16 protein-coding genes are annotated in these 15,934 nt (G+C 60.0%); 4 read left to right on the top strand and 12 right to left on the bottom strand.

What is annotated here, in order from left to right; translation table 11 throughout:
• Window positions 1–98: 98 nt before the first annotated feature.
• From rpsO to BN1241_RS13040, 3 genes are all read right to left on the bottom strand, one after another.
• Window positions 99–368, bottom strand: a complete 270-nt coding sequence (gene rpsO, locus BN1241_RS09650) for a 30S ribosomal protein S15 (protein WP_054953385.1) — start codon at window positions 366–368, stop codon at window positions 99–101.
• A 221-nt stretch (window positions 369–589) separates the two neighbouring features.
• Window positions 590–1,606 carry a bifunctional riboflavin kinase/FAD synthetase gene (locus tag BN1241_RS09645; RefSeq protein WP_054953384.1) on the bottom strand — a complete coding sequence of 339 codons (1,017 nt, stop codon included), beginning with the start codon at window positions 1,604–1,606 and terminating at the stop codon, window positions 590–592.
• On the bottom strand, window positions 1,606–1,818 hold the full coding sequence (locus BN1241_RS13040; protein ID WP_077138349.1) for a hypothetical protein: 213 nt from the start codon (window positions 1,816–1,818) through the stop codon (window positions 1,606–1,608). The genes BN1241_RS09645 and BN1241_RS13040 overlap by 1 nt, the downstream gene beginning before the upstream one ends.
• A 326-nt stretch (window positions 1,819–2,144) precedes the next feature.
• On the opposite strand from BN1241_RS13040, the gene BN1241_RS09640 reads away from it, so the two are divergent.
• Complete coding sequence (locus BN1241_RS09640) at window positions 2,145–2,726, top strand: DUF421 domain-containing protein (RefSeq protein ID WP_054953383.1); 582 nt, start codon at window positions 2,145–2,147, stop codon at window positions 2,724–2,726.
• A 96-nt stretch (window positions 2,727–2,822) separates the two neighbouring features.
• Here the strand turns inward: BN1241_RS09640 and BN1241_RS09635 are convergent, their stop codons facing one another.
• Both BN1241_RS09635 and BN1241_RS09630 read right to left on the bottom strand, forming a co-directional pair.
• Window positions 2,823–3,962, bottom strand: coding sequence for a glycerate kinase family protein (locus BN1241_RS09635; RefSeq protein ID WP_054953382.1), 1,140 nt, complete (start codon window positions 3,960–3,962; stop codon window positions 2,823–2,825).
• A gap of 135 nt (window positions 3,963–4,097) precedes the next feature.
• Window positions 4,098–5,498, bottom strand: coding sequence for a GntP family permease (locus BN1241_RS09630; RefSeq protein WP_054953381.1), 1,401 nt, complete (start codon window positions 5,496–5,498; stop codon window positions 4,098–4,100).
• Between the two features lie 169 nt (window positions 5,499–5,667).
• Here BN1241_RS09630 and BN1241_RS09625 point away from each other — a divergent pair, with 169 nt between their 5' ends.
• Window positions 5,668–6,954: a CdaR family transcriptional regulator gene (locus BN1241_RS09625; protein WP_147599388.1), complete on the top strand. Its 1,287-nt coding sequence runs from the start codon at window positions 5,668–5,670 to the stop codon at window positions 6,952–6,954.
• A 104-nt stretch (window positions 6,955–7,058) separates the two neighbouring features.
• On the opposite strand, the gene truB is transcribed toward BN1241_RS09625, so the two are convergent.
• The 6 genes from truB to BN1241_RS09595 all read right to left on the bottom strand — a co-directional run bounded on the left by truB (window position 7,059) and on the right by BN1241_RS09595 (window position 12,836).
• The gene (gene truB / locus BN1241_RS09620) at window positions 7,059–7,967 is read right to left on the bottom strand and encodes a tRNA pseudouridine(55) synthase TruB (RefSeq protein WP_054953379.1); all 909 of its coding nucleotides are present in this window, start codon (window positions 7,965–7,967) and stop codon (window positions 7,059–7,061) included.
• Window positions 7,964–8,395 (bottom strand): 30S ribosome-binding factor RbfA, encoded by a 432-nt coding sequence (gene rbfA / locus BN1241_RS09615; RefSeq protein ID WP_054953378.1) that lies wholly within the window; start codon window positions 8,393–8,395, stop codon window positions 7,964–7,966. Before rbfA ends, truB begins: the two co-directional genes overlap by 4 nt.
• A gap of 52 nt (window positions 8,396–8,447) precedes the next feature.
• Window positions 8,448–10,799 (bottom strand): translation initiation factor IF-2, encoded by a 2,352-nt coding sequence (infB, locus tag BN1241_RS09610; protein ID WP_054953377.1) that lies wholly within the window; start codon window positions 10,797–10,799, stop codon window positions 8,448–8,450.
• A gap of 70 nt (window positions 10,800–10,869) precedes the next feature.
• Window positions 10,870–11,160, bottom strand: a complete 291-nt coding sequence (locus BN1241_RS13635; protein ID WP_054953376.1) for a YlxR family protein — start codon at window positions 11,158–11,160, stop codon at window positions 10,870–10,872.
• A gap of 114 nt (window positions 11,161–11,274) precedes the next feature.
• On the bottom strand, window positions 11,275–12,378 hold the full coding sequence (gene nusA / locus BN1241_RS09600; RefSeq protein WP_082418303.1) for a transcription termination factor NusA: 1,104 nt from the start codon (window positions 12,376–12,378) through the stop codon (window positions 11,275–11,277).
• Window positions 12,379–12,386: 8 nt separating this feature from the next.
• The gene (locus BN1241_RS09595) at window positions 12,387–12,836 is read right to left on the bottom strand and encodes a ribosome maturation factor RimP (RefSeq protein ID WP_054953375.1); all 450 of its coding nucleotides are present in this window, start codon (window positions 12,834–12,836) and stop codon (window positions 12,387–12,389) included.
• Between the two features lie 94 nt (window positions 12,837–12,930).
• Here BN1241_RS09595 and BN1241_RS09590 point away from each other — a divergent pair, with 94 nt between their 5' ends.
• Complete coding sequence (locus tag BN1241_RS09590) at window positions 12,931–13,956, top strand: hypothetical protein (protein ID WP_054953374.1); 1,026 nt, start codon at window positions 12,931–12,933, stop codon at window positions 13,954–13,956.
• A gap of 168 nt (window positions 13,957–14,124) precedes the next feature.
• On the top strand, window positions 14,125–15,054 hold the full coding sequence (locus BN1241_RS09585; RefSeq protein WP_054953373.1) for a nucleoside hydrolase: 930 nt from the start codon (window positions 14,125–14,127) through the stop codon (window positions 15,052–15,054).
• Between the two features lie 214 nt (window positions 15,055–15,268).
• Here BN1241_RS09585 and BN1241_RS09580 read toward each other — a convergent pair whose 3' ends face one another.
• A complete protein-coding gene (locus BN1241_RS09580; protein ID WP_054953372.1) occupies window positions 15,269–15,931 on the bottom strand; it encodes an RraA family protein in 663 nt (220 codons plus the stop codon).
• Between the last annotated feature and the right edge of the window lie 3 nt (window positions 15,932–15,934).

Here is a 15,934-nt window from a genome sequence, read left to right as displayed (position 1 = left end):
CGAAGACCAGTCGCCGCACACCCCTTCGTCTTTTCTTCAGTGAATGTGCTGTGTCTAGACAGCGGTTGGCCCGGACCAGATGGTCCGGGCCGGTGAGTTTAGCGTCGCAAACCGAGACGTGCAATGAGCGCACGGTAGCGTTCAATGTCTTCGTCTGCGAGGTACTTGAGCAGTCGCTTGCGCTGACCGATGAGAAGCATCAGTCCGCGACGCGAGTGGTGGTCGTGCTTGTGTGAACGGAAGTGCTCCGTCAGGTTGGTGATACGCTCGGACAGGAGCGCTACCTGCACTTCGGGCGAACCAGTGTCACCCTCATGGGTGGCATATTCTTTAATGATCTGCTGCTTCTTTTCAGCTGAGAGAGCCATTGATTCTCCATTTTCTTTCCGTTGCACAGAGCTCCGGGGCCTGTTCTCCCGGGCATGACGCATCCGTGGCCGATCTGACGGCCTAGCAATCGTAACACGATGTCCGCCCACCCACATGTCGACTTTCGGTGACCTTGACAACGAAGGACATTCAAATCGGGAGAGCTCCGGGCTCATCCTGACGGGGCCCGGAGCGGTCATTACGGGGTTTAGTCTGTGCGCTACGGGGTTTGCCGACGAACGTCGGTTCCCGCGGTCACCTGCTCGGGGTCGACCCTACCGCTGACCGGGACACCGAGTGCGAGGGCGGTTTGCCGCAGGTCTTCGTCCATGCGTTCCAGCAGTTCCTCAACGGAATTAAACGTGACCATGGGGCGCAGGTACGAGACGAGATCGATCGCGACCTTCTCCCCGTAAAGGTCCAGATCCGCCCTCCCGAGGACGTGTGCTTCCACGGTACGACCCTCGCCGTTGAACTGCGGATTCGTGCCAATCGAGATCGCGGCGGGCAGGTTCTCGACCGCCTTCATTCCCGGGACGGTCCGTACCAGCCACCCGGCATACACCCCATCCTTCGGCACAACACCGGCGGAGGATGCTTGGAGGTTGGCTGTTGGGAAGCCGAGTTCGCGGCCGCGCTTGTGTCCGTGCACCACTTCCCCGCGCAATCGGTGCAGGCGCCCCAAAACCTTCGATGCGGCCTTGACGTCTCCGCGGTCGAGAATTTCCCTGAGCCAGGTTGATGACCAGCGGCGTCCCGAATCATCCCTCAGATCCCGTACCACGGTCGCCTCGAAGCCCAGTTCGTCAGCCAGATCGGAGAGTGTTTCGACATCGCCCTCGTTACCCGAACCGAACCGAGCATCCTCCCCCACAACCACCGCGCGAGCCTTCAATTGCCCAAGGATCTGGTCGACCACAAACTCCCGTGCCGTCGCGGTGGAGTAGTCCAGGGTGTAGTGCTGAAGGTAGGTGGCATCCACGTTGAGGGCCTCAAGCCTTCTCATCCTGTCTTCAACAGAAATAACAAGCGGGACCGTCAAACCCGGATTGTGAACGGTGGCAGGGTGGGGATTGAAGGTGAGAACTATGCAGGGCAGGTCCCTCTCGCGGGCTTGCCGGACCGCTTCGGTGATGACGGCACGATGTCCCTTGTGGACTCCATCAAACACGCCGATCGTGACAACGGAGCCCGCAAGGTCAGCGGGAATATCGCTGGGCTGTCGCCAAATCTGCATTATCGGCCAGACCGCAGGCCAAGCTGCTGGCGGCCCTCGGACCGGTCCACAATGTTCGGGTCAACGGTTCGTCCGTGACCGCCGCATCCGCAACCGCCACCCTGGTGGGAATGACCGTGGCCGCCACCGTGGGCGTGACCGTGACCTCCACAGCCACATCCGCTGGATGCTGCCGATACTTCGCGCTTTCCACATGCACAGGTTTGACTCATGGGCACAGTCTACGTCGATCCACCCACCGAGGCGGAACCGTATGCACTTGGAGAAACAGGGACGTAGGTGATGCTCGACAAAATTCTGCAACACTTCCAGCATTGGTCTGCAGGACTAGCATTCCACTGACCGTTCGACTGGCCATCCGGTAAACCGGTCCCTCGTACGTCATCCGGTCCGTGCTTCCGCATGACTTGCGGGCACGTGTTTTGATTCTTCCAACGACCGCCATCTCTCCCTATACGATATCCAACGAAAACACCTGCCCGGTGTCTGTTTTCTCCTTTTCTCGGTTGATCAGCTTGGGCTTTGGCAAGCTTGTTCTATGGATACCAAGATTCTGTTGGAATGGCTGTTTATTACCCCGGAAGGTGCGCTGGCGACAATTATCGCCACGACCGTCATGTACCTTCTTGTCATTCTCGTGTCACGAATACTTGGTGCTCGAGTGCTCACGGGTTTAACGAGTTTCGACATGCTGGCGGGAATCATCTTCGGTGCCATTATCGGCCGTGCCACCCTGGGTCCGGGCCCCACCCTCACAACCGGCATCATCGCTTTCCTGACACTTGTTGCTCTACAGGGAACGATCGGACAGATCGCCCACACGAAGCGTGGCGAGTACTGGGTAAACAACCAGCCGATTTTGCTGTATGCAGGATCGAAGCCCCTCGAGGATGCGCTTCGGAGGACCCGAATCAGTCGTGACGAACTCCAGTCAAAGCTTCGCCTGGCGGGTATCCAATCCAACGATCAGATCTCGGCGATCATCCTCGAACCGACCGGCGCAATCTCAATCTTGACCTCGGACCGGCTCATCGATCACGGTCTTGTCGACGACGTGATCGGCAAGGAGAAGATCCCGCGCGGCCTGATCCGCTGGACCGAAGAAGCTGACGCCATCTAGTGACAAACATTAGTTGGGCGCTAGAGGTCACGACCAAATACTTCGCCGGAATAACCGCTCCACCAAAAACTCATTTGTCGCCGAAAATAACCGATCCTACGTGAGGAAAGCCGTGAGCCGGGCAACGTCCTTCGCGGTGGCGGTGAGGTTTTCGGCAGTGTGCTCTATCGCTTCCGAAAGGGAACCGGGGCGCCGAGCTATGGGGAACACAGCGGTAACACCCTCGGCGTAGACGTCATCGATCCCCTCGCCAATGGATCCTGCAAGGACCACGACGGGGAGGTTGGGCCCCCGATGCTTGGCTGCCCAGCGGGATACTCCTACCGGCACCTTCCCCGACAGGGACTGGCCGTCGATCTGACCTTCGCCCGTGATGATGAGGTCCGCGTCCTTGATGATGTCGGTAAAGCATACGGCGTCGAGGAGGGTATCAATTCCGGGCCGGAGCTCGGCGCCGGTGAAAGCAAGAAGGCCTCCACCAAGTCCCCCGGCTGCCCCCGCTCCGGGGACCTGAGCGATATCGATATCGAGATCGCGTTTGATGATGTCGGCCACGTGGATAAGACCGGAATCCAGCTCTTTCACCGTGTCGGGATCGGCTCCCTTTTGAGGACCGAAGACATAGGCGGCACCGTTGGGGCCGGCAAGAGGATTGTCGATGTCGCACATGACGGTGACGGAGATACCGGAGAGAATCTCTTCCGCGCCGGTGGCATCGATACGGGCCACGTCTGTGAGCGTGGCGCCGACGGGAACGAACTCCTCATCCGACCCGTTATAGAACCGGACGCCGAGAGCGGCAGCCGCCCCACATCCCAAATCCGTTGTGGCGCTGCCACCTGCACCGACGATGATATGGGAGCGGCCCGAACCGATCGCATGGCGGATGAGCTCCCCTACACCATAGGTCGTGGTCGCTGGCGCATCCTTCCGGCCCTCCGCCAGTGGTAGGCCGGCGCATTCCGCCATCTCCACCACCGCATCCGTGTCGCTGAGCAACCCGTAGTGAGCGGTAACGGTTTCTCCCGGGAACACGCCGCACACCTCGGCGCTGGCTAGCTCCCCGCCGGCCGCTGCCAACATCGCCTCGACCGTACCCTCCCCTCCGTCAGCAACCGGTACCTGCACCACCTCAGCATCGCTGACGTACTGGATGCCGGCGGTGATGGCAGAGCATACCTCGGTGGCAGTGAGGGCGCCCTTGAAGGAGTCGGGAATGACAATAATCTTACGCATGGAGAGATCTTTCTACCTGGGCGACACAAACAATCGTAGTGGCGCCGCGGAGGGAGGTCCGGTCGATCGATTCGGGCCGGCCGGACCGTTCATGCCTATCGGCGGCCAGTTCCGGTGATCTTAGTATTTGGTGTGCTATACGATGACGAGGCCGAGCAGCCAGATGAAGATCATCGACGTCACGCCCATGAGACCCGTCACCACGGTCTGGGTGCGGTAGCCCTGCTGGGGCGTCATACCACCGAACTGGGTGACAACCCAGAAGTAGGAGTCGTTCGCGTGCGACACCGTCATGGCACCCGCCGCGATCGCCATAACCGCAAGCGTGATTTGCAGTGGAGTTTCCAGTCCCAAGGTGGGCAGGAGCGGAGCAACAATACCCGCGGTGGTCACGAGTGCAACCGTGGAGGAACCCTGCGCGGTCTTGAGGATCGCGGAAATAAGGAACGGGAAGAAGAGGCCAACCGAGGCAAAGCTCGTCGCATTGTCCTGGATGTAAACAACGACGTCAGTGGAGGAAATGACCTTGCCGAGCACACCACCCGCGGCGGTGATGAAGAGAATCGGGCCGACCGTGCGAAGCGTCTCATCCGTGATGTCGTACATCTGCTTGCCCTTGCCGACGGTCGCGATCGTGATTGCAGCGAAGAGCACGCCGACCGCGAGTGCGATGACGGGGGTGCCGAAGAATCCGACAATGTCGCCAAGGAATCCGGTCCACTTGAGAACCGAGCCGATCGAGCCGAGTGCGAGGAGAAGAATCGGGACAACGATCGGAGCAAAGGATGCACCGATTGAGGGGAGTTTGCCGTAGGAGGCACGGAGCTCCTCGTAGGCGCCCTCGAGAACGGCCTCGTCCTCGATGATCTCGTCTTCCGTCGACTTCACGCGCTTACCGATGTAGAGGGCGAAGAAGTACGACACGATGAGAGCCGGGATCGAGACAAGAAGGCCGATACACATGACCAACAGCAGGTTGTTACCAACGCCCAGGGTGTTCGCGGCAGCGATCGGGCCCGGGGTGGGAGGAATAAACACGTGGGCCGTGTACAGACCCGCCGAGAGTGCCACGGTCATGGCCACCGACGAGGTCGCGGTCCGGCGTGCGAGTGCCCGCCTGATCGGGTTGAGGATCACGAAGCCGGAGTCACAGAAGACGGGAATGGAGACGACCCAGCCCATGAGCTGCGTGGCAAGGACTGGGCGTTTCTTTCCGATCACGCGCACGATCGCGTCAGCAATCTGGAAGGCGGCACCGGTCTTCTCCAGAATGAGGCCGATCAGGGCACCGAGGATGATAACGATACCGATCGAGGTGAACGTACCGGAGAATCCGGCACCGATAACGGTGGCGATGCCCTGCTCCACCACTTCCCCATCGACCTTCCGGTCAACGAGGGGAATGCCGCCGATGAGCCCGAATGTGAGGGCGACGAGCATGATGGAAATGAAGGGGTGAACCTTCCAGATCGAAATCATGGCGATCATGACGATGATCGCCGCAACAAGAACGAGGATCAAAGGTATTCCGGTCATGTCAGCTCCTTTGCTTGAGACCTTCAGGGAATATACAGACAAACCTTAGGAGCGCCCCACTCGCATTGTCGACGTTCCCCAGACCTGAATTTCTTAATTTCTATGTGCTCCAGACCATAAGCGGCTATGGTTACTGGTCAGTAGGCTTAAGTCTCTTCCACAACGTGGCGTGGAACGGGTTGTGCAGGGCCGAGTAGTCGTAGCGGGGCGCTACTGGGGATGGGACATCATGCAGATTTCATTGGAGAACGCGCAGCGGATCGTCACCGAGATCAGCGACGTGCTGGGTGAGGACGTCAACCTCATGGATCAGTCCGCAATCATCATTGCGAGCACCGACCCCAATCGCGTTGGCAATCATCACCTGGGCGCGGAGCGCATCGTTGTCGAGGAGCTCGACCGGCTCATTATCCGGCCCACTGACAAGATCCCAGGCGTGCGTCCGGGACTGAACCTGCCGATCTGGGTGGAGGGAAGAATCGCGGGAGTGCTCGGAATTACGGGAAGCCCAGCAACATTCACGACCCCCGCCCACGTGTTGCAGAAGATGACGGAGATTCTTCTTCGCGAGACGCAGTCGAGAGAAAGGGCGCAGCGTCACGGCCGTTCCTACACGCGGTTCCTCCAAGCCTGGCTCCGAGACGCACGGGAGGTGACAAAGGAGCTGATCACCGAGGGCAGTGATTTCGATATTGACGTCCGATCTCACTACATCGTTGCCACCGCTCAGGTGCTCCACCGCTCCCCCATGGGTGCCCACACAATGATCGTCTCTCGGCAGGCGGAGGTTGATCGGATCAGCGAACTTGCCATGGAGAGGGCACACCGCCTTGGTGCCACCACCGCCCTCCTCGATTCCCGCATCGTCATGCTCTTCCCCTGCACGGGAGGTAGTACGAATCAACAATCCGGCTCACCGCACGTGCACGGCACCGACAAAAGTTCTGAATCCGACCGGTTCCTCACATCGATCGTTGAGGGTCTCGAGAACACGGCGGAGCATGTGCGAAACACTTCACCGATGAGGCTTGTTGTCGGTATTTCGGGCGGTGGCATTCCGGCCCCCGAGGCCATGTCCCAGGCCGAGCGAGCATTGAGTTACGGCACAAGGTCCGCTGTCGATGTGCATCGGTTCGATCAGCTCACCCTCGAACTTCTCCTTGCATCAATCCCAGAACGCGAACGCCTGTCTTTTATTTCCCGTGTTTTTGGCGGAATCCCGGCGGAGTCGCGCGACGAAACTCTCCGTTCCTTGCGAGCCTATTTCGATACGAACGGCGCTCTCTCTCAAGCGGCACAGCTCCTGTTCATTCACAAGAACACGCTCACTGGCAGGCTCAATAAGTTAACCGAGCTGACGGGGCTTGATCCGCGCCGGACCTCCGATGCATCGATTCTGTGGCTCGCCCTTCACCTGACTCAGGATTCCACCGGCGAGCCACAGCCACTGGCCTAGTGCAGTGGATTCGCGACTGGGCGCAACTTTCCGTCAAGAACGGGACACTGCATCAAGTTTCTCCAGTCACGCTCAAGCTCAGATGGACATGGGTTCGGTTCGGTTCAGTCTTGGAAAACGGTTGCGGGGCCGACCTGGTTGCCGCGCCGGGTTCCGATGGCAATGAGACGGTCATCGCGGATCAGCGCAAGCGGGAACGAGTCGGCTTCGACCGTGATGAACTGCCCGTATCTCACCGCTTGCTCCTGTTTCGCGGAGATTTCGACGTGGGGCATGGAGCGTTTCGCGGCCTCCGCCATCCCCACCACCTCAATCGCGCCCTGTTCGGCTTGAGCACTGAGTTCTTCGATCGCGGATGCTTCGTGGCGGGTGAAGCCACCAACTCTCGTACGACGAAGTTGTCTGATGTGGCCTTCACTGCCGAGTAGCTGGCCAGTTTGCCGTGCGAGAGCACGCACGTAAGTGCCGGTCGAGCACGTAACTTCGATATCGAAGTCTGCGAGGTTATCGTGTCGGTCAACCGGGCCCGTCCGCTCGAGCCGGTCGATGGTGACGGGGACGGCCTTGAGCTCAACCTTTTCTCCGGCCCGAGCGAGGTCGTAGGCGCGCTTCCCGTCAATTTTCTTGGCGGAGTACGCGGACGGCACCTGGTCGATTGGGCCGTTGAGAGCACGGAGTGCCTCATCGATTTCTTCATCGGTCGCGGCAATACCGGGCGTGGAGAGGATCTGGCCATCAGCATCCTCAGTATCTGTTTCCTGACCCAAGCGGAACCTGGACTCGTAGTCCTTATCGGCTCCGGACAGGTAGGTGAGAAGTTTCGTGCCCGCACCAATGCCGAGGACAAGAACGCCTGTTGCGGCCGGGTCGAGAGTGCCGGCGTGACCGACCTTGCGGGTGGCTGCGAGACGGCGGACCGCCGCCACCACATCGTGGGATGTGGCAGCGGCGGGCTTGTCAACAACGAGGATCCCGGACCCTGCTGGGGCGGTTCCTCGAGGAACTGTGATCATTCGGTTTCGTCAGCCGGCTTCTTGTACGGATCGGCGTCACCCGCGGGGGCAGCATTTTCACGCTGCCGAGCAAGCTCTGCGTCACGTGCTCGTGCAGCCACCAGAGCATCCTCGATGCTCTGGGCTGTGACGGGGAGTGCGTCGGCAACGAAATCGATTGTCGGGGTGAGTCGCAGGCTCAGCTGCTTACCCACCTCGGAACGGATCATGCCGCGCGCGGATTCGAGCGCAGCACCGGAGGAACGCAGGTCCGCTTCGTCACCGAGAACGGTGTAGAAGATGGTGGCGTTCTGCAGGTCACCGGTGACGCGCACGTCGGTGACGGTCACCATGCCCAGGCGCGGGTCCTTGAGCTTGCGATCGATCATGACGGCCACGATCTCGTGGATGCGGTCGGCGACCTTGCGTGCGCGAGGGTTCTCAGCCATGGAATTTCCTCATTCCCAGGGGTGGGCCCCGCCGGGGCCCACCTGCCTGTCGTTAGTCGCGGGGCTTCTCCCGCATCTCAAACGTCTCGATGATGTCGCCTTCGGCGATGTCCTTGTGGCCGAGCGTGATACCGCACTCGAAGCCTTCACGGACCTCGGTGACATCATCCTTCTCACGGCGGAGAGAGACAATCTCGAGATTCGGGGTGATGACAACGCCGTCTCGTACGAGGCGGGCGCTGCTGCCGCGCTTGATCGTGCCAGAGGTGACCATCGAGCCGGCAATGTTGCCGAACTTGCCGGAACGGAAGATCTGACGGATCTCCGCGGTACCGAGCTGGACCTCTTCGTAGATGGGCTTGAGCATACCCTTCAGGGCTGCTTCCACGTCGTCGATGGCGTCGTAGATGACGGTGTAGAACTTCATTTCCACACCCTCGGCATCCGCGTAGTCGGCGACACGTTCCGCGGGGCGGACGTTGAAGCCGATGATGACAGCCGAGTCGACCGTTGCCAGGTTGACGTCGTTCTGGGTGATCGCACCAACACCGCGGTGAATGATGTTGAGCGCCACTTCGTCGGAAACTTCCAGTTCGAGAAGCGAGGACTCGAGAGCCTCGACCGTACCCGAGGAGTCACCCTTGATGATGAGGTTGAGGGTTTCAACCTGACCGGCCTTGAGTGCCTCGTTGAAGTCTTCGAGGGAGATGCGTTTGCGGCGCTTCGCGAGCGTTGCCGCACGCTTGGCTGCCTCACGCTTGTCGGCGATCTGTCGTGCCTGACGCGAGTCTTCGGCGACGAGGAAACCGTCACCGGCGCTCGGCACGGATGCCAGGCCAAGAACTTGAACCGGATCTGACGGACCCGCCTCTTCAACCGAGTTGCCCTTGTCGTCGAACATGGCGCGGACCGTACCGTGTGCGGAACCAGCCACGATCGGGTCGCCGACACGGAGCGTACCGGACTCGACGAGAGCGGTGATGACGGAACCGCGGCCCGTGTCGAGCTTCGATTCGATCGCGACGCCACGTGCCGGCTTGTTCGGGTTCGCCTTGAGCTCGAGAGCAGCATCTGCGGTCAGCAGAACAGCTTCGAGAAGCTCGTCGATGTGGAGACCCTGCTTCGCGGACACGTCCACGAACATAGTGTCGCCACCGTAGTCTTCGGCAACGAGACCATATTCGGTGAGCTGACCGCGGACCTTGTCCGGGGAAGCCCCCTCAACGTCAATCTTGTTGACCGCAACAACGATCGGCACACCGGCAGCCTGAGCGTGGTTCAATGCCTCAACGGTCTGGGGCATGACACCATCGTTCGCTGCGACAACGAGGATCGCGATGTCCGTGACCTCGGCACCACGGGCACGCATCTGCGTAAACGCCTCGTGACCGGGTGTGTCGATGAAGGTGATGGCGCGCTCTTCGCCATCGTGCTGAACCGATACCTGGTAGGCACCAATGCGCTGGGTGATGCCGCCGGCTTCGCCGGCCGCAACCTCTTCGGAACGAATGGCGTCAAGCAACCTGGTCTTACCGTGGTCGACGTGACCCATGACGGTGACGACCGGGGGACGCGGGAGCAGATCCTCATCGTCCTCTTCAGCATCTTCTGCTTCGAGGTCGATGTTGAAGGATTCGAGAATCTCACGGTCCTCATCATCGGCGGACAGGATCTGAATGTCGTACCCGAGCTCGGCACCTAGCACCTTGAACGTGTCTTCGTCCAGGGACTGGTTGGCGGTCACCATTTCACCGAGGGTGATCATGACCGTCACGAGTGCTGCGGGATCGACCTGAATCTTTTCAGCGAAGTCGGCAAGCGAAGCACCGGAGCGGATACGGATAACGGTGGAACCGTCACCGCGGGGGACGCGAACGCCACCCACCATCGGTGCATGCTGCTGCTCGTACTCTTGACGCTTCGCCCGCTTCGACTTCCGTCCCTTACCGGGACGGCCGCCGCCACGACCGAACGCACCAGCGGTACCACCGCGCTGCGGACGGCCCCTATTCGGACCGCCTGCACCGGGAGCACCCTGAGCAGGACCGCCGGCCTGACCGGGACGGTTACCGGCGGGCTTTGGTGCCGTCTTCGGGCCGGGCTTGGGAGCGGCCGGTTTGGCCGTCTCGGTCGCGGGAGCTGCCTCCTTGTCGGCAGGCTTCGCGGCAGGCGTGGCCGCCTGCTTGGGTCCCGGCTTGGGAGCCGAGGTTGTCTTCGGGGCAGCCTTCGGAGCTTCCTGCTTCGCGGTTGCCTTGTAGTGTTCACGAGCCTTCATCTCAACGGGAGGCTCGAGCGTCGATGACGCAGATTTAATAAACTCGCCTGCATCGGCTAGGTATGCGAGCAGTTCCTTGCTCTGGATACCAAGCTCTTTGGCGAGTTGGTGGACGCGGACTTTTGCCACATTTCTCCTTCGTGTGGGGTCCGCGCAGGTGCGACAGACCCGTTATTGCTGGCAGCTCATCGCTGGGTACTCATCGGGCGCCCATCGGCTCTCTACCCGCTTTCTTCGTCGCTTCTTGGGTCATGGCTCCGGTTGAGCCGTGATCGAACCAGGCGCTTACCTCGGTCGTGTCGGTCGCCTGTGGAGACAGGCGCCCATAGGACCGGGATTTCAGCATCTTGTCCAGGCAGTCGCGGCGACGATGTAGCCACGCACCTCGCCCTGGAAGCATCGCCTCGGGGTCTACAACAAGCTTGTCTTGCCGTGCCACGAGCCGGATCAGGACGGATCGGGGTTCGCGTTGTCGGCATGCGATGCACATGCGTTGAGGTATGTGAGTCAACACCTGTCCATCCATCCAGCGACGTAAACCATCAGCCAGTCTATCAATTCCGGCTCACATTCCAACTACCTTGTTTACAAGGTGTGAGATGTCTCAGTTCTCAGATACGGGATTTTCTTCATCAAAGTCCGAACTATCTGCCTCGTCCAGATCAGCTTCCGCGGCCTCTGCCGCAGCAGCAAGTGCGGCACGTCGTTCCTCAGCCTCTGCACGGGCGGCAAGAATCTCGGATTCCTTCCGGATATCGATCGACCATCCGGTCAGCTTCGCTGCGAGGCGCACGTTCTGCGCTTCCTTGCCGATAGCGAGGGAAGCCTGATCGTCGGGGACGATGGCGCGGGCCTGACGGTTGTCAAGGCTAAGAATGTCGACGTGGCTGACCTTGGCAGGCGACAGGGAGGCGGCGATGAAGCGGGCCGGGTCGTCATCGTAGTCAACGATGTCGATCTTCTCGCCATTCAGTTCCTCCATGACAGCCCGCACGCGCTGGCCGTTGTGGCCGATGCAGGCGCCCTTCGCATTGAGGGACTCATCGGCACTCCACACGGCAAGCTTGGTGCGGTGCCCTGCCTCGCGTGCAAGCGCAACGATCTCAACGTCGCCACCCTCGATTTCGGGCACTTCGGCCTCAAAGAGGCGGCGCACGAGTTCCGGGTGGGAGCGGGACAGGCGCACGGTGGCACCGCGGTGACCAACGGACACATCCACAACGTAGGCGCGCAAGCGATCCCCGTGACGGAAGCGTTCGGAGTGGACCTGCTCGTCCTTCCGCAGGATCGCTTCGTGCTCACCAACGTTGACAAAGAGGTCGTCGGGATTGGAGCGGGGCGGGGCGGCTTGGACAACACCGGAGACTACGGAGCCCTGCTTGCCTTTGAAGGAGCCAAGAACCCGGTCAGCTTCAGCATCACGCAGTCGCTGAGCAATGATCGAACGGGCGGTTGAGGTGGCGATACGACCGAAATCGTTCGGGGTATCGTCAAACTCCCCGGCGGGATTACCGTCGTCATCGAATTCGACGGCCCACACGGTGGCTTTGCCGGACACGCGGTCCAGCTCTACACGGGCCTGATCGATTGCTCCGGGTACGCGGTGGTAGGCGTGCAAAAGTGCGTCTTCGATAGCACCGACGAGAACGTCAACACTGATTCCGAGCTCTGCTTCGACGATTCGCAGCTCGCTCATCTGAATATCCACGGGTACTCCTAGAGTTCGACGTCCATGCGGGCACTAACAATATCGGAGAAAGCGATTTCCTCCGACTGCCCGTCTGTGCTGATGGTCAGTGTATCGTCTCCGACTGATTCAACGCGTCCCCGAAGCTGGCCCGAGTCCGTGGTAACAATAACGATTCTGCCCTCCGCACGACGGTAGTGGCGAGGTGTTGTCAGCTTCCTGGTTGCTCCCGGGGTGGTGACTTCAAGAACGTACTGTCCCTTCGGGGCGGCCGGCGACTTGTCGAGCGCCGCAGAGACAGCTCGGGTGACATCACCGAGCAGATCGGAATCCACTCCCCCCGGGCCATCACCAAGGTCCACGGTGACGCGCATGAGAGTGCGCTTGCCCGCGGGCTTCAGCTCAACTTCTTCCAGGTACAGACCAGTTTGCTCCACGACGGGAGCGAGGATCTCGTGGAGGTTCTTGACGTCATTCATGATGTCTAGGTTACCTGGCACGCCACCGCGAGCACACCCTGGCACTCCCAGATTCGTCACCTGCCAATCCGTACGCCTGTGGCACTATTGAGCCATGACCAATCGCAAGGGGCTCAGCACACCAGCATTCGCGCTATCGGTTGCCATTGGTATCGCCATCTTCATTCTCGCCATGGTCATCTTCGGCACCCGGCTCGATACAGGACCGAACGATCCGCCACCCGCGAGCGCCGACGAGGTTGCTCGCCAAGACGCGGCATACGCCTACCGTGACCTTTACGAAGCAGCCACAGCGGGTGGAGAGAATTACTCCACGGTTGCAACGATGGCCTCCGATCACCTGGATACGATCGGTGATGTCTGGGTTCCCTGGCCGGACGAGGTACCCGAGGGCGCCACAAACCCGCCCGCACCCGAACCGGCTTCATCCGATGTTCGCGAGCTCCTCGCCACCTCCATCTCCCACACCCAGCTGGCACTCGAAGAGGGAGACCCTGCGGACGCTCCCCTCTACGCCTCCATCCTCATTCGCCAACAGGTCGCCTACGACTCCCTCCCCGCCGATACAACCGCGGTGGAAAGTGAGGGCGGTAACGACAGCGGTGACGACAGCAGTGACGCACCCGGGGACGAAGGTGAATCAACGGACGAGACTGCAAGTGGTGCCGGTGACGAGGCAGAGTCAGGGAGCGGGCTTTCAGCCACTCCCCTCACCCCAGCAGAAATCGCCGAGCTGTCATCGGAGTCGTCACTAATCGAATTTGATCGAGCCCGCCAGTGGCTGGAGACCGCTGCTCCTCATCTGGATTCGCCCGAGCGGATCACCAACCGCATTGCGCTCCTCAACGCCTACACCAGCCAGATCCTTGACTCCGGCACAGTCGATAACAGGGAAGCATTCGCTACACTCCCCGACTGGTTCTTGGCAGACCCGGGATCCGAGACTGCTCTGCGCCTAGAAGAGGAAGCCTACGACCTGGTCATGCACGAACTGTTCTCCTACATCCCCGCCTCCACTATGGATCAGAACTCCCAAATTGTTGCGACGATCTTCGAGTTCATGACCGTGGATCAGCGAGCCGAGATCGAATCATTCCCATTCCTCACGGTCACGGAATAATCATCGCAGGACAATAACGCCACTACCCGCCTGCACAACAACATCACCCATCACAGCACATCCGAGCATCAGTTCCCCCACGGCTAGGCTGGGTTGGTCATGAAGAAGTAAACACAAGGCGATGTACACCGGTGGACATGGTGCTTGCCAGACAGAAAGTAGGCGCAAATGGTAAAAGACATAATCCTGGACTGCGATCCAGGGCATGATGATGCGATTGCAATCCTGCTGGCAGCAGGTCACCACGACATCAATTTGCGTGCAATCACAACCGTGGGCGGCAATCAAACCCTGGAGAAGGTCACCCGGAACGCACTCGGCCTGGCAACGCTCGCTGGAATCACTGCCCCAATCTCTGCGGGACACGATGGGCCGCTCAACCGTAACCTCGTCACCTCTCCCGAGATTCACGGCGAATCGGGGCTCGACGGTGTGACACTGCCAGATCCAGCAATGGATCTCGATCCGCGTCACGGAGTTGACCTCATCATCGACGCCATCATGGAATCAGATCCGGGAACCATCACCCTGGTACCAACCGGGCCACTAACAAACATTGCATCCGCACTGCAGAAACAGCCCGAGATCGCCTCCCGGGTTGCCGAGGTGAGTCTTATGGGTGGGGGCGCCAGCGTTGGTAACGCCACGGCCGCTGCCGAATTCAACATTCTTGTCGATCCCGAGGCTGCGGACATTGTCTTTTCAGCGCCGTGGAAGGTCACCATGGTGGGCTTGGATGTCACCCATGAAGCCCAGGCAACACCCGACGTACTGGACCAAATCCGGGCACTCAACACGCCGATCAGTTCCTTTGTTGATGATCTGATGGCTTTCTTTATTAGGTCAAACCAACGTGAGCAACAGTTCGCCGCTCCCCCGGTTCACGATCCCGTGGCAGTCGCCCACGTTATCGACCCGGGTATTCTCGCCACGGAACACCGGCCCATCTTCGTTGAAACGGCAGGTAAGTATACGACTGGCATGACCCTCGTAGACCGCAGGCCCTGGATCAACCCCGACAAGAACACCCACGTTGCCACGGGAATTGATGTGGACAGGTTCTGGGATCACGTCATCAACGCGATCGGGAACCTGTGATACTGGTTGAAACTGGTCAGGGCTGAGAAGGTTCGGCAGCGGTGAGCGTGTGAATAACCGTTACTCGCATTCTTCGTCGTTTCGACATAGCAATGGGAGTGTGAAACAAGCCTGAGCTTGTCTCACACCCCCTCGCCGTTCCCAATAACCACGAGATCAGAAATCTATACCCAATACGGAAATCTCTTGATCAAAAGGTCTGGTTACCTGAGTTTTACTTCTGGAGTTTTGCGTCAAACAGTGCTTTTGCACCCGAGAATTCCGCGATGGAGCCGCCGGCTGAGATATCCTTCTGTGCCGGAATCTCTGCAGCTTCCTTGCCTGCAAGAATTGCACCGAGACCAACCGCCTCGTGGGGCTGCAGGAATGCAACGCCGTCGGAGTCTGCAAACACCACGTCACCAGGGCGAACGACAACACCGCACACAGAAACCGGAACGTTGATCGCTCCTTCGATTCCGAGGATACGGGTGGTGATGGGGCTAAAGCCGCGTGAGAAGATCGGGAAATCGTACGCGAGTGTCTCATCGTAGTCGTTGATTGCACCATCGATGACGGCACCGACCGCTCCCCTGGCCTTCGCGGTGTAGGAGACGAGTCCGCCGAAGGCGGAACGCTCCGTGTCACCACTCTGGTCGAGGACGAGGACGTCACCGGGGCGGATCAGGTCGGCAGCAACGTGTACCGCTGTCGAGTCCATGTGAGGGATACGAACCGTGACGGCTGTACCAACGAACTTAACCGGGCGCCGGTTTGGGACGAGCCCCTTTGCAAACCCGTCGTCACGCAGGTGGCCGAGGGTCGACACGCAGGTACCTGACAGTTCCTCAACAATCGAGGGGTCGATCTGTTCCGGCATAGGATTTTGAATGAACACTGT

This window comes from Flaviflexus massiliensis, from assembly GCF_001375495.1.
Taxonomy (GTDB): domain Bacteria; phylum Actinomycetota; class Actinomycetes; order Actinomycetales; family Actinomycetaceae; genus Flaviflexus; species Flaviflexus massiliensis.
The sequence above is the reverse complement of the archived record's forward strand: the minus strand, read 5'-3'. Positions and strand labels throughout refer to the sequence as shown.